The organism is Halegenticoccus soli (assembly GCF_002844195.1).
GTDB lineage: Archaea > Halobacteriota > Halobacteria > Halobacteriales > Haloferacaceae > Halegenticoccus > Halegenticoccus soli.
Genome location: NZ_PEND01000002.1, coordinates 251,416 through 264,948, shown reverse-complemented (window position 1 = coordinate 264,948; position 13,533 = coordinate 251,416). Strand labels below are relative to the sequence as shown.

11 protein-coding genes are annotated in these 13,533 nt (G+C 69.9%); 5 read left to right on the top strand and 6 right to left on the bottom strand.

The window, feature by feature from the left end:
• Window positions 1–181: 181 nt before the first annotated feature.
• Both CNO20_RS06285 and ahaH read right to left on the bottom strand, forming a co-directional pair.
• On the bottom strand, window positions 182–2,416 hold the full coding sequence (locus CNO20_RS06285) for a V-type ATP synthase subunit I (RefSeq protein WP_101295285.1): 2,235 nt from the start codon (window positions 2,414–2,416) through the stop codon (window positions 182–184).
• On the bottom strand, window positions 2,403–2,735 hold the full coding sequence (gene ahaH, locus CNO20_RS06280) for an ATP synthase archaeal subunit H (protein ID WP_101295284.1): 333 nt from the start codon (window positions 2,733–2,735) through the stop codon (window positions 2,403–2,405). Before ahaH ends, CNO20_RS06285 begins: the two co-directional genes overlap by 14 nt.
• Before the next feature lie 177 nt (window positions 2,736–2,912).
• Between ahaH and CNO20_RS06275 the strand changes: the two genes are divergently transcribed.
• On the top strand, window positions 2,913–3,536 hold the full coding sequence (locus CNO20_RS06275; RefSeq protein WP_101295283.1) for a methyltransferase domain-containing protein: 624 nt from the start codon (window positions 2,913–2,915) through the stop codon (window positions 3,534–3,536).
• Window positions 3,537–3,620: 84 nt separating this feature from the next.
• Here CNO20_RS06275 and CNO20_RS06270 read toward each other — a convergent pair whose 3' ends face one another.
• Both CNO20_RS06270 and CNO20_RS06265 read right to left on the bottom strand, forming a co-directional pair.
• Window positions 3,621–4,091 carry a type IV pilin gene (locus tag CNO20_RS06270; RefSeq protein ID WP_101295282.1) on the bottom strand — a complete coding sequence of 157 codons (471 nt, stop codon included), beginning with the start codon at window positions 4,089–4,091 and terminating at the stop codon, window positions 3,621–3,623.
• A 33-nt stretch (window positions 4,092–4,124) separates the two neighbouring features.
• Window positions 4,125–5,549, bottom strand: coding sequence for a DUF7096 domain-containing protein (locus CNO20_RS06265; protein WP_143423152.1), 1,425 nt, complete (start codon window positions 5,547–5,549; stop codon window positions 4,125–4,127).
• Window positions 5,550–5,728: 179 nt separating this feature from the next.
• Between CNO20_RS06265 and CNO20_RS06260 the strand changes: the two genes are divergently transcribed.
• The gene (locus CNO20_RS06260; protein ID WP_101295280.1) at window positions 5,729–6,913 is read left to right on the top strand and encodes a helix-turn-helix transcriptional regulator; all 1,185 of its coding nucleotides are present in this window, start codon (window positions 5,729–5,731) and stop codon (window positions 6,911–6,913) included.
• 36 nt (window positions 6,914–6,949) lie between these two features.
• Here CNO20_RS06260 and CNO20_RS06255 read toward each other — a convergent pair whose 3' ends face one another.
• Window positions 6,950–9,229, bottom strand: a complete 2,280-nt coding sequence (locus CNO20_RS06255; protein ID WP_101295279.1) for a glycoside hydrolase family 3 N-terminal domain-containing protein — start codon at window positions 9,227–9,229, stop codon at window positions 6,950–6,952.
• Window positions 9,230–9,337: 108 nt separating this feature from the next.
• Here CNO20_RS06255 and CNO20_RS06250 point away from each other — a divergent pair, with 108 nt between their 5' ends.
• The 3 genes from CNO20_RS06250 (at window position 9,338) to CNO20_RS06240 (ending at window position 12,321) form a co-directional block, all read left to right on the top strand.
• On the top strand, window positions 9,338–10,138 hold the full coding sequence (locus CNO20_RS06250; protein WP_101295741.1) for an electron transfer flavoprotein subunit beta/FixA family protein: 801 nt from the start codon (window positions 9,338–9,340) through the stop codon (window positions 10,136–10,138).
• The gene (locus CNO20_RS06245) at window positions 10,135–11,094 is read left to right on the top strand and encodes an electron transfer flavoprotein subunit alpha/FixB family protein (RefSeq protein ID WP_101295278.1); all 960 of its coding nucleotides are present in this window, start codon (window positions 10,135–10,137) and stop codon (window positions 11,092–11,094) included. Before CNO20_RS06250 ends, CNO20_RS06245 begins: the two co-directional genes overlap by 4 nt.
• 384 nt (window positions 11,095–11,478) lie before the next feature.
• On the top strand, window positions 11,479–12,321 hold the full coding sequence (locus CNO20_RS06240) for a polyprenyl synthetase family protein (protein ID WP_101295277.1): 843 nt from the start codon (window positions 11,479–11,481) through the stop codon (window positions 12,319–12,321).
• A 3-nt stretch (window positions 12,322–12,324) separates the two neighbouring features.
• Here CNO20_RS06240 and CNO20_RS06235 read toward each other — a convergent pair whose 3' ends face one another.
• Complete coding sequence (locus CNO20_RS06235) at window positions 12,325–13,458, bottom strand: DUF373 family protein (RefSeq protein WP_101295276.1); 1,134 nt, start codon at window positions 13,456–13,458, stop codon at window positions 12,325–12,327.
• Window positions 13,459–13,533: the final 75 nt, after the last annotated feature.

Genomic DNA, 13,533 nt, shown 5'->3' with positions numbered 1-13,533 from the left:
TGTCGATGGAAGTCCTCTGATACCGATTAGTCGTCTCCGAACGTTCGTAGTTCACCCCACGGCGGTCATAAAGCTTCCCAAAGAAGTCGAGTGATAGTAGCCGGAACCTCGGTCGAGCTGGCAGCTGACGACGGTTCCGGCGAGGCGAATAAAAGGGGGCGAAACGAACCCGGAGCGCGGCTCAGTCCTGCGTGGTGTACTTCCGCTCGTAGCCGAACGGTTTGTACTCCTCGCCGCCGCCCTCGTAGAACTTGCCGAAGAACTCGACGTACTCGAGACGGACGGCCTGCAGGCCGGCGCTGGTGACGCCGAGCGCGAGCACCAGGAGGTGCCCGACGACGAGCACGACGACGCCGAGGAGGATCGTCGCGGCGCTTCCGTGGACGAGGCCGGGGAACATGATCGCCTCGGCGCCGTACTCGCTGATGACGTGCTCCGGGCCGTAGTTGAGCATGAAGTGGAACTCGCCGTGGTGCTGGTACGCCCCGAAGAACAGGAGGTTGACCGTGAAGGCCATCCCCGCCTTCGCGAGCAGCACCGCGGCGATCCGGGTGTACGACAGCACGTTCACGAGCACGTTCAGGAACTCGATGGACTCGGCGGGCTCGCCCACGACGAGCAGGAGGAGACCGACGAAGAACACGGCGAGCCCCGCGAAGCCGACGACGGCCGGGAAACCGCTGAACCCGAGCGGGATGACGCCGTCGCTCGCGAACGTCGTGTAGAGGAACTCCGGGGCGGTGCCCGCGAGGGCGTCGCTGAAGATCCAGATCCACAGGCCGTTCAGCATCAGGAGCCACGACCCGCTCTCGTACACGGCGTGCTTGAAGTCGTGCAGTTCGAGCGTCTCGACGAAGTCGAGGACCCAGCCGACGTTCAGGTGGGCGATGCCGACGAGCACGCTCACGACGAGCCACCCGAGCGCCCAGTCGACCTGGCCGGGCGACAGTCCCTTCTCGATCGGCGGATGTTCGAGGCCGAGCGCGCCGACCCACAGGTACTCGGTGATGAGGTGCAGACCGAAGAACTCGCCGTACAGCACGCCGAAGAGCATCGTGAAGAGGCCGGCCCAGATGGTGATGCCGCCCATGCTCTTGAATCCGGTGCTGTCGAAGTTCGAGTAGAGGTAGTAGCCGATGAGCGTGTAGATGATCCCGTAGCCGAGGTCGCCGATCATGAACCCGAAGAACGCCGGGAACGTCAGGAAGACGAAGACCGACGGGTCGAACTCGTTGTACTTCGGGCGGCTGACGGCGTTCGTCAGGATCTCGAACGGCTTGATCGGCTCGGGGTTGTTCTGGACCACGGGCGGGGAGTCGCGCTTCGTGACGACCGCGCCCCCGTCGGGCGACGCCCGACGAGACGCCGAACCGCGTTCGGCACCGCCGTCAGCGCGAGCCTCCCGGTCCCCGCCGTCGGCGGCGGTCGGCTCGCTCGGGCTCTCCGAGACCTGCTCGATCCACGGCTCGTGACTGCCGCTCTTGAAGCTCGCGCGCTCGATCTCCTCGATCTCGACGTGGTCGCCGACGGCGTCGGCGAGCGCGGTCGTCAGGTGGGGGTACTGCTTCGTCGGGATCCAGCCCTCGGCGACGAACGCGTTCTCCGTGGTCGCGAAGGAAAGCGGCGCTTCGGTCTTCTGGACCTCGATGGTGAGCTTCTCCTCGGCGGCGAGGAGGAACCCCGCGATGTCGAGCTTTAGCTCCTCCAGCTCGTCCTCGACGGTGTTGAGCCGCGAGTTGAGCTGCTGGCGGCGGTGCTTCAGTTCGCCGACGTACTCTTCGGGGCTCCCCTCGGCGTCAGGAACCTCGAAGGCGGCGAAGTCGGTCCCGACGAGCGCTTCGGCGAGCGCGTCCTCGTCCGCGCCCTCGGCGGGACGGGCGAACACCGCGAGCACGCCGCCGGACTCGAAGATTTCGTAGGAATCGAGGTCGTCGGCGTCGGCGACGGCCCGTTCTACGACACCGCGTTTGCCCTCGCCGACGACGACCTGCAGCGAATCGTACCCGGAAAGCAGGTCGAGGTCGATCCCGAGCGCCGCGAACGGCTCCATCGCGTCGATCTCCTCTTCGACCCCGCGGAGCTCCGACCGCAGTTCGTCGCGCCGGTCGTCGAGTTCGTTCACCCGCGCCCGGACCGATTCGAGCTCCTCCTCGAGCGCCTCGTCGGTGACGATCCGCGCGGGCCCCGCGTCGTCGTCGTCCACGTCGAGGATGCTCTCGATCGAGCGGACGGTGACGAGCCTGTCCGACGCCGACTCCGCCCCCGGAACGGGGTCGCCGGGGGAGAAACCCTCCCAACCGCCGTCGTAGTCGGAGACGTGGAGGAGGTTGAGTTCGTGGACCGCCTCGATGACGTCGGCCATGACGGCCTTGGACCCCGTCACCGAGACCTTGCTCATCTGCTCAGGTCTGAGCATGCACCGCCTCCTCGAACCGCTCTAACGCGTACTCGACGGCCTCGGAAACGTTGCCCTCGGCCTCGGAGACGAGCCGTTCGCGGGCCTGTTCGCCCTCCCGGAGGATCTCCTCGCGGCGCGCCTCGATCTCCTGTCGAGCCTCCGCGAGGCGGTTCCCCTCTAACTCGTCGGCCTCCTCCCGGGCGTTCGCCCGGATCTCGTCCGCGCGTTCTCGGGCCTCGGCGATGAGCCGCTCGCGCTCGGCCTCGGCCTCCTCGATGATCTCGTCGGCCTCACCCTCGGCCGTTTTGATTTGTTCGAGAACCTCTGGTCTCGGCATACTCACTAATCATTCGGAACTTGCACAACCTGCGTATAAGGTGTTTGCGGAACCGCCGCGGCGGCGGAAAAAGCGACCGCCGCGCCGCCCTCTCGTCGACCGCCCCGGGGCCGAATCCGCCCGCGCGGCGGCCGCGAATCCGCAGCGTTATGCCCGACGCCTCCGAAGCCCGCCGTGATGGGAGTCCTCGAGAACAAAGCGCGGGCGCGGTTGTTCTACAAGTACCTCTCGAAGGTGTACGATCGGGTCAACCCCTTCGTCTGGAACGAGGAGATGCGCGCCGAGGCGCTCTCGCTTCTCGACATCGAACCGGGCGACCGCGTGCTCGACGTCGGCTGCGGCACCGGCTTCGGAACCGAGGGGCTCCTGCAGTACACCGACGACGTGCACGGCCTCGATCAGAGCGCCCACCAGATGGAGAAGGCGTTCCGGAAGTTCGGCAAGCGCGGGTCGGTGCGGTTCTACCGCGGCGACGCCGAGCGACTCCCGTTCAAGGACGGATCGTTCGACCTCGTCTGGTCGTCCGGGTCGATCGAGTACTGGCCGAACCCGGTGGCGGCGCTCCGGGAGCTCCGCCGGGTCGTGAAGCCCGGCGGGCAGGTGCTCGTCGTCGGGCCGGACTACCCGAAGTCGACGGTGATGCAGCGGCTCGCCGACGCCATCATGCTGTTTTACGACGAGGCGGAGGCGGACCGGATGTTCGCCGAGGCGGGCTTCGTCGAGGTCGAACACCACATCCAGCAGGCCCGCCCCGGCAGCCCCCGCGCCATCACCACCGTCGCCCGCGCGCCCGAGGCGTAGGGCCGAGACCGGGATCAGCCGAGGGCGGAATCGCCGGGATCGGCCGTCTGACGGGCGCCGACCGCCGACGATTGCGACCGCGGCTCACCCGGTCCCCGACCGCACCGTCGCCGAGAGCGCCGCGAGCGGGCGGTCACCGCGGTAGATCCGCACCGTGACGCGCGCGCCGGGCCGGATCGGCGGGTCGTTCGTCCCCGCGACGCGGAGCGTCGCCGTCTCGCCCGCCGTCCACGTCGGATCCGAGGCGGCGTTGAACGGTCCCGTCGGCCCGGAGACGAACCCCCGCGCGGAGAAGAACGGCACCGGCGGCTGGCGGGCCAGCAGAACGCCGTCGACGCGGACGCGGAGCCGGAGCGTCCGCACGTCGAGCGCGTCGCCGCCGCGGTGGACGAGCGAGAGTCGACTCTCCGACGCCGAGAGCGACAGCGCGGCGGACGGCTGCGGACCCTCGGGGACGGTTTCGAGCGTCGCGGCGCAGACGGCTGCTCCGAGGAGTATCGTCGCCGCTAGAAGCGTCGCGGTGGCGACGGCCGGAACGCTCGCGCGGTCGGACACGGTCCGGAGTGGACCCGGCTTCGGATAAAAAGTTCAGCGACGCGGGGGCGCGACTGGTGCGGGCGGCGGGTGGGCGATCGATGCGGGCGGCGCGACCGGCTCGACGCGAAGCGAGTCGCCGGCGTCGGTGCCGTTTTCGGTGCCGTTTTCGGTTTCGTTCACCACCCGATTCGGTTCGAGGGGGACAACCTGCACGGAGACCACGGACGGGTCGCGGATCGCCTGCACCGAGAAGTTACCGCGCGGCGAGATCATCCAGAGCGTCCCGTCGGCGTCCGTCCGCCCGACCGAGTCGGGCACGGACCGCCGGTTCGGTCGGTAGACGCTGATGCCGGTGCTGACCGGATCCCCGGTCCGACTCTCGTTCAGCTGAACCTTCATCGGGCCGCCGGGATACGACGGATAGACGGTGAGGTCGAGGTTGGCCCGCGTCCGGTTGAGCGGGCGGACGGGCGGCGTCCGGTTGAGCGCGATACGCTGTTCCTCCTTGAACACGGTCCCGTCGTTGCCGCGGTGGACGAACGCCGTGAGCTGCCCCCGTCGGTAGGAGACCTCGCCGACGAACACGTCGCTCGCCTGCGACTGCGTCGACGAGGTGCTGAAGCTCCCGCGGCGCATCAGGTCGGGGTAGTGCCGCTCCATCACGTCTTCGAGCTCCGCGATGTCGATCCGCCGCTGGGCGTCCTGCGGGCGGCGGGTCCGGTCGTACGCCTCGCGGACGTACTCGCCGTCGACGATCGTCGAGAGGACGAGCGCGTCGTCGCCGGTTTCGACGTAGATTCGAGTCGGGGGTCCGTCGCCGCGAAGCACGTCGCCCACGCGGTCGCGGATCGGCCCCTGGAGCGCGCGGAGTTCGATCCGGACGATGTCGGCGCGGCGGTCGACGTCGAACTCCGCTATGTCCTCGGCCTCCGCTTTCAACATCGTCGCGTTCGCGGAGAGCTGCTCGGCGGTCGCGTCGATTCGGGCGAGCGTGACGAGGAGGTCGGCGGTCGAGAGCTGCCCGGCCCCGTGTCGCCTGAGCGCCTCCTGCTCCGCCGCGCGGAGTTCGTCCGCGCGGATCTCGACTTCGGTCATCGCGCGCTGGATGATCGCCTTCCGGCGCTGCTCGTCGGCGGTGGCGTTGAGTTCCGTCCGCGTGCGCAGCGCGCCGAACCGGTTGTTCAGGCGGTCCTCCCGGAGCGAGAGCGCCGCGCTCAGGTTCGCGTTCGGCCGGCTGAAGTTCGTCCGCTCGACCGCGCCGGCGTCGAGCGTGAGGACGCTCGTCATGTTGTCGGAGCTCGCGGAGCCGGACACCGTTTCCACCTCCGCCCCCGTCGTCGCGGACGGCCCGAGCCGGTGAACCTGGACTGACTCCGCGCCGTAGCCGGACCCCGCTCCGCCGTCGGGGGACAGCGCCGCGCCCGCCGCGGAAGACGCGAGGAGGAGACCGACCACCAGCACGGGGAGAAGTCTCATGAGCGGCCGGTATACGCTCTTCCTATTAAAACCGGTCGGTACGAAAGAATAGACCCTCGTTTGAAATGTCTTGCGTGAAACCGGGCGAACGGTAGAATGTACCCGCGTCAGAACGTGTTTCGACCCCGAAATAATCTGATGGAAAGTGTTTTTATCCCCGAAGGAGACGGTCGCAGCGTATGCGGTACGCCGCCCTCGCGTTCGTCTTTCTCGTCCTCGTCGGCGGCGGGTTCTCCCCCCTCCTCGTCGACGCGTCCGGCGCGCCCTCCGACCGTCCCGACGGTCCCGCGCCGGGGGCGGTCGAACGAGCCGTCGACCCGCCGTCGTCCGCGGTCAGCCGAGTCGATGAATCGCTTTCGGACCCGAGCGGCACCGAGATCGTCATCGCCGTCCGGAAGAATGCCGACGCCCGCTGGAAGATCGTCACGCGCTACCCGCTGGAGACGGAGAACGACACCGCCGCGTTCAGGCGGCTGGCCGAGAGGCTCCGCGCCGGCGAGGCGAACGCGACGACGGACGAGCGGACGTTCCGGAACGTCGTCGCACGGGCCTCGGAGGCGACCGGGCGCGAGATGGCGGTTCGAAACGTCACCTACGACGACGAGGTGAAAAACGGGACGGGCGTGCTGACGATGTCGTTCACCTGGACGAACTTCGCCGAGGAGCGCGACGGGCAGCTTCTCGTGGGGGACGCGTTCGAGTCGCCCGACGGCGGCACGTGGCTGCCGTGGCTCACGGCCGACCAGACGCTCGTCATCCGGACGCCGCCGGGCTACGAGATCCAGCAGAGCGACTTCCGCGCGAGGCAGGTGAACGAATCGCTCGTCGTCGACGGTCCCCGACGGTTCGAAGCGGGAACGATCGACGTGACGTACGAGCGGGCGCTCATCGCCGATCCCGGAATCCCGCTCGAACTCGTCGCCGGTCTCGGGTTCGTCGTCGCCCTCGTCGTCGCCGGCGTCTGGCTGCTCCAGCGGCGCGAGACGGACGTCCCTGGCTTCGCCGAGGGCGGCGCGACCATCGCACCGCGGGAGACGGAGGCGTCTGCCGACGGGGTTCAGCCCGGTGACGCGGATCTCGACGGGGGCGACGAGGACGAGCCGGAGGGCGACGTCGATCTCTCGCTGCTCTCCGACGAGGAGCGGGTCGAACACATCCTCGAACGGAACGGCGGTCGGATGCGACAGGCGAGCATCGTCCAGGAGACCGGGTGGTCCGACGCGAAGGTGTCGCAGCTGCTCTCGGGGATGGCGGACGACGGGCGCGTCGAGAAGCTCCGGCTCGGCCGCGAGAACCTCATCTCGCTCCCCGACTACGAGGCCGGGGCGGACGAGGGGGGCGACGGGGACGGCGAGGGCGACTGAGGGCTTCACGCGCCCGCTCGGCCCGCCGTCGGAGCCTCACGTTTCGACGGTCAGCGTCGTTTCGCGCCCCCCGCAGGTGAGCGTAAACGTCCCCGGCTCGACCCGCCGGCTCCCGTCGGGACCCGCGACGGCGAGCGCGCGGCGGTCGACGGGCACGCGGATCCGCCGTTCCTCGCCCGCTTCCAGCGCGACGCGACGGAACCCGCAGAGTTCCCGGACGGGACGAACCCGGGAGCTGACGTCGTCGCGCAGGTACAGCTGGACGACCTCGTCGCCCGACCGCTCGCCGACGTTCTCGACCGTCACCGACGCCGTCGCCGTCCCGTCCGGCGGGATGGTGTCGGGAGACACCTCGAAGTCCGAGTACTCGAACGCCGCGTAGCTGAGCCCGTGTCCGAAGGCGAACAGCGGGTCGTACGACGGCGGATGTTCCTCGTCGCCGATGGGGTGCGGGTGCGGCAGGTGGTTGAACCGGGTCGGGAGGTGCCCGGTCGAACGGGGGATCGAAACGGGGAGCCGGCCCCCCGGATCCCGCCGGCCGAAGAGCACGTCGGCGACGGCGCGGCCGCCGGCCGATCCGGGGTAGTACGCCATGAGGATCGCCGGGACGCGTTCGGCCGCCCACGGGATCGACAGCGGACGCCCGGTGACGAGGACGAGGATCGTCGGCGTTCCCGTTTCGTGCACGGTCCGCAGCAGTCGCCGCTGGGCGTCCGGAAGCCCGAGTTCGCTCCGGGTCGGGAACGTCCCCCGATCGCCGCCGGCGAGCTCCCGCGGTCCGAACTCGTGGAGGTACCAGCCCTCGCCGAGGACGACGACCGCCGCGTCGGCGTCGGTCGCCCCCTCCCGAACCGCGTCGAGGTCGTCCACGTCGCGGACGCCGGCGCCGCGCTCGTACCGCACGGTCGCGTCGCCGTCGAGGGCGCGTTCGAGCCCCTCCCGGACGGTCAGACCGACCGGCTCGACCTCCCCGTCGCCCCCGTCCGGCACCGGCGCGCTCCCCGGAACGGGGCCCTCGAAGACGCTCCAGCCGCCGAACTGGTTGTGGAGGTCGTCGGCGTTCGGTCCCGTCACCAGGACCCGGTCGAGATCCGGCGACAGCGGCAGCGAACCGTCGTTCTTGAGGAGCGTCATCGACTGCCGGGCGGCCTCGTAGGCGATCTCGCGGTGCTCGTCGGTTCCGAGCGCGGCGGGCGCCGCGTCCGGGTCCACGTAGGGGTCGTCGAACAGGCCGAGCCGGATCTTCAGCGACAGGACGCGGCGGACGCGCTCGTCGAGCGTCTCCTCGTCGATCTCCCCGGCTTCGACGAGCGCGAGGAGCGCCTCGGCGTGGGGTGGCCCGCCGATGGAGGCGACGTCGACGCCCGCTTCGACCGCCATCCGGACCGCCTCCCGACGGTCGGCGGCGACGCGGTGGTCGGCGTGGAGCATCTCGACGCCGTTCCAGTCCGAGAGGACGACCCCCTCGAACCCGAGGTCGCCCCGGAGGAGATCGTCGAGGTAGCGCTTCGATCCGTGGGCCGGCTCCCCGTCGATCGAGTTGTAACAGGGCATGACCGCCGCCGCCCCGGCGTCGACGCAGGCCGCGAACGGCGGGAGGAAGACGCGCCGGAGCGTCGTGGGGGAGACGTCGACGGGCGCGGCGTCCTCGCCGCGGGAGGGCTGGCCGTACGCGGGGAAGTGCTTCGGCGTGGCTGCGACGGTCCCTTCGCCGCCGACGCCGTCGCCCTGGTAGCCGCGGACGGCGGCGGCCGCCATCGCGGCGCACAGCCGGGGGCTCTCGCCGAACGTCTCGAAGGTTCGACCCCACCGCTGATCGCGGGCGACGTCGCAGGTGGGGGCGTAGTTCCCCGTCGCGCCGGTGGCGCGAAGCTCCGCCGCGGTCGCCGCGGCCGCGCGCTCCGCCAGATCGGGGTTCCACGTCGCCGCCAGCCCGAGGTTGTGGGGGAAGACGGTCGCGCCGGCGACGTAGGCGTGTCCGTGGACGGCGTCAACCGGAACGAAAAGCGGGATTCCGAGCCGCGTCTCCTCGACGGCGTGTCGCTGCAGCCGGTTGGCGAGCGCCGCCGCCTCCCGCGGCGTGTCGTACGGCGAGACGGCGACCCCGAACGGCGTGACCGACCCGACGTGGTGCGAATCGATCATCGCTTCGACGTCCGAGGCGGTGTTGGTGACCCCGCCCAGCGTCCCGACGAACGCGCCGCAGCACTGTCCGACCTTCTCCGCGAGCGTCATCCGGTCGAGCAGCCGCTCGACGCGCGCGTCGGTTCCTCCGCCGCCGGCGTTGTCGACGTTTGCGTCGTCACCTGTTGTCATGTGTCGCGTGGGTTCGGTGGCCACCGACATGAAACGAAGGGCAGCCGGAACCGACGCCTGATGCCGATCCCGAAAGGGTTTACCCGCGGGTAGAGTTAGTGGTCGATGATGAAGGTTCTCGTGACCGTCAAAGAGGTCGCCGAAGTGGAGGAGGACTTCGAGATCGAGGGCACCGGAATCGCCGATCGGTACCTCGAGTACGATCTGAACGAGTGGGACGACTACGCGGTCGAGGAGGCCGTCCAGATCGCCGAGACCGGCGACGACATCGAGGTAGTGAGCGTGACGATCGGACCCGAACGGTGCGAGGAGACCATCCGGATGGCGCTGGCGAAGGGCGTCGACCGTGCGATCCGCGTCTGGGACGACGCGCTCGCGGAGACCGACCTGCTCGACGTGGCTGCGAAGACGCGGATCCTCCGGGCGGTCGTCGAAGCCGAAGAGCCCGATCTCGTGTTCACGGGCGTGCAGGCCGGCGACGACAGCTTCGGCGCGACGGGCGTCTCGCTCGCCGACGCCGTGGGCTTCGAGTGGGCGGCCGTCGTGAACGATCTCGACGTCGACGCGGTGCTTGACGAGAGCGTCGCCCGCGTCCACCGCGAACTGGAGGGCGGCGTCGACGAGGTCACCGAGGTCGACCTCCCGGCGGTGCTGACGATCCAGACGGGGATCAACGAGCCGCGGTACGCCAGCCTCCGCGGCATCCGGCAGGCCCAGCGGAAGGAGATCGCCGAGAAGCACCTCGCGGACCTCGGCCTCGACGCCGAGGCGGTCGAAACCGACGTCCGCCTGACCGAGATGTACGAACCCGAGAGCGAGTCCGACGCCACGATCTTCGAGGGGAGCGCCGAGGAGACCGCCGCGCAACTCGCGCAGGTCCTCCGGGAGAAGGGGGTGGGCGCCGAATGAGTTCCGACGTGCTCGCCGTCACGGAGCACCGCCGCGGCGGCCTCCGCGACGTGAGCTACGAACTCGTCACCGCCGGCCGCGAGCTTGCCGACGAGGCGGGTGGCGACCTCCACCTCGCGGTCATCGGCGGCGACGTGGAGGCGTTCGCCGAGGACGTGAACCGCAAGGGCGTTGACTACGTCCACACGGTCGACCGCGGCGAGGAGTTCAACCACGACGTGTACGTGCGCGCCGTCGAGGCGCTCCACGCGGAGCTCGATCCGGCGGTCGTCCTGATGCCGAACAGCGTCAACGGTCTCGATTACGCCCCGGCGGTCGCGAACGCGCTCGATCTGCCGCTGGTGACGGACGCCGTCGCCTTCGAGTGGGACGGCGCGCTCGCGGCGACGCGCGAGATGTACAACTCGAAGGTGGAGACGACGGTCGAGGTCGACGCCGAGGCGGTCGCGGTCACGATCCGCGGCGGCGAGTGGCCCGGCGCCGAGGGGACCGGCGACGCCGAGATCGCGCCGTTCGACGTCGAGATCGACGAGGACGCGCTCGGATCGCGCGTCATCGGCTTCGAGGAGGCCGGCGGCGGCGACGTCGACATCTCCGAAGCCGACGTGCTGGTGAGCGTCGGCCGCGGCATCGAGGAAGAGGAGAACATCGAACTCGTACAGGAGCTCGCCGACGCGCTGGACGCGACTCTCTCCGCGTCGCGGCCGATCGTCGACAACGGCTGGCTCCCGAAGAACCGCCAGGTGGGCCAGTCCGGGAAGGTCGTGACGCCGAAGGTGTACCTCGCGATCGGCATCTCCGGCGCGGTCCAGCACGTCGCGGGCATGAAGGGCTCGGAGACGATCGTCGCGATCAACACGGACTCGAACGCGCCCATCTTCGACATCGCGGACTACGGGATCGTCGGCGACCTGTTCGAGGTCGTGCCGGCGCTCATCGACGAGTTCGAAGGCTGACTACCGGTACTCGTTTTCGAGCCCACGGTTCCGCCGGGCGGACGCTGTTCCGATCCTCGGGACGGCGAACCGAGGAACGAGAGAGCAGAGCGGGAGAGCGCTTTGGCGGAGATGGAGCTGTCGGCGGCTCGGCGGCGGCACGACCGACATCGCGTCGTATTGCGGACAGGCGGCGCTGGTGAGCGCGAGGCGGGGCACCGCACACCCGCGAACCGCCCCGCGGCGAGTCGTCAGGTCACGGGGGTTCTGGCCCCGCGTTCGTATATGAACCTTCACGCGATCGGCCGCCCCGCCGGATCGTCCGCGTCAGGCGGGCGCACCGTTCACCCGTCGAATCGGCGCGTTCCGTCACGTACTTGCGTCGCCGTCACCAGCGCACAGGTGATGGAGTACCTGGAGCGGCGAGTCGCGATGGTCAACGACCGACTCGCGGCGGTCATCGACGGGGTCGACCCCGAGGAGCTCTCGGACGAACTCGCTCACGTCGCGCTCGCGGGCGGCAAGCGGGTTCGCCCCGCGGTGACCGTGCTCGCCTGCGAGGCCACCGGGGGCGCGCCGGAGGACGCCGTCGACTTCGCGGTCGGCGTCGAGCTCGTCCACAACGCGTCGCTCGTCATCGACGACATCATCGACCGCTCGGACGTGCGCCGCGGGACGCAGAGCGCCTGGAAGGAATTCGGCTACGGTCCCGCTATCGTCGCCAGCGACGGCCTGCTCGGCGAGGCGTTCGCGCTCTTTTCGGCGGACGAGCAGGCGATGCAGACCGTCGCCGAGTCGATGGTCGAACTCGGCGAGGGCGAGGCGACGGAGCTGGCCGACCGGCCGACGAACGAGGAGGAGTACATGGAGCTCGCCCGCCGGAAGACGGGCGCGCTGTTCCGCGCGGCGGCCGAGCTCGGCGCGGTCGCCGCGGACGCGGACGGCTTCACGGTCGAGGCGTTCGGCGAGTACGCCGAGCGGGTCGGCGTCGCCTTCCAGATCCGCGACGACGTGCTCGACGCCACCGCCGACGCGACCGAACTCGGCAAGCCGACCGGGCAGGACGCGGTGATGGATCGGCCGTCGCTGGTGCAGGTCACGGACCTCTCGCCCGCGGAGGCGAACGACCGCGCGCGGGAGGAGTCCGACCGGGCGCTCCGGGCGCTCGGAACCGCGGATCTGGCGGAGAGCGAGGCGGTGGGGTACCTGCGCGACCTGGCGGAGTTCGTGGTCGTGCGGGAGCGGTGAGGCTCAGGCGGGTTCGACGCTCGTCGGGTACCGCGACTCGGCGATGGCGAACGCGAGGGTGCTGAACACCCCGAGGAGCGTGCCGACGACGAGCGCGACGGCGAGATCGGTCAGGGAGAACGGCTGGATCGACGGGACCGGCGATCGGAGCACGACGTCCGAGAGGAAGAACCCGGAGACGGCGTACAGGACGAGCGCGATGGCGACGACGTAAAACGGCGCGTTCAGGTAGCGCCACTTGAAGCGATCGGCGAGGTACTCGTCGGTCACCTGCCCGAGGCTGCTCGTGACGCCCGCCGCGGCGAACCACTGGACGGCCCCGTGGACGAGCGCCGCGAGTATCACGCCCGGGGGGAGTTCGCCGCCGAAACTCGCCCTGACGGCGTCGAGCGTCTCGACACCCTGGACGCCGCCGACGACCATCAGCGCGGTGGCGACGATGTACGTGATGAGCGTCACCCGACCCGCGTAGAGGACGTTCCGGGCGCGCTCGGCCGCGTCGTCGACGACGCGCTCCAGTCCGAGCCCGCGAAAGAGGACGTACAGCCCGAGCAGCGCCGAGATCAGCCCGAGCACGGTCGCCCCGTGGACGTCGAAGTAGCTGGCGATGACGACGAGCGGGTAGATGAGGAGCAGGATGCCGAGCGGGACCAGGATCGTCCCGCGCGTCTCCGGGTCGTCGAGGACCTGTTTGATCGTGTAGTACATCGATTCGAGGTCCTGCGCCTGCCGGACGACCACCCGCCGCACGCCGTCGACGGGGACGCGCGACCGGATCACCGGCAGGACAGACTCGTCCTGCGCGCCGTCGGTGATGACGACCGCGCGGACGTTCTCGCCGGTCCGAAGGTTGGCGAGCACGGTGTCGACCTCCTCGCCGACCGCGCGGTTCGCCTTCACGTCGCTCCCCTGGAGCCCCGTGACCGCCGCCACCTCCACTTCCTCGTCGTCCTCCGCGGCCAGGTCGTCGTGGACGTGGATCCCCTGAAAGAGCACGTTCACGTCGGAGTCCTCGGGATCGGCGGTCGCGAGCGCGACCGCGGCTTCTTCGACGGCCTCGCGTCCGATGACCGGCGTTTGCAAGCCCGTCTTCCGGCCGAGATCGTCGTCGAGATCCACACAGAGGACGAGCAGCATCGGGGGGAGGTATGACGCCTGACTATATTTGTTTTCGGGGACGCCGAACCGCGCGGGCGCGGTCCGTCGGCGGCG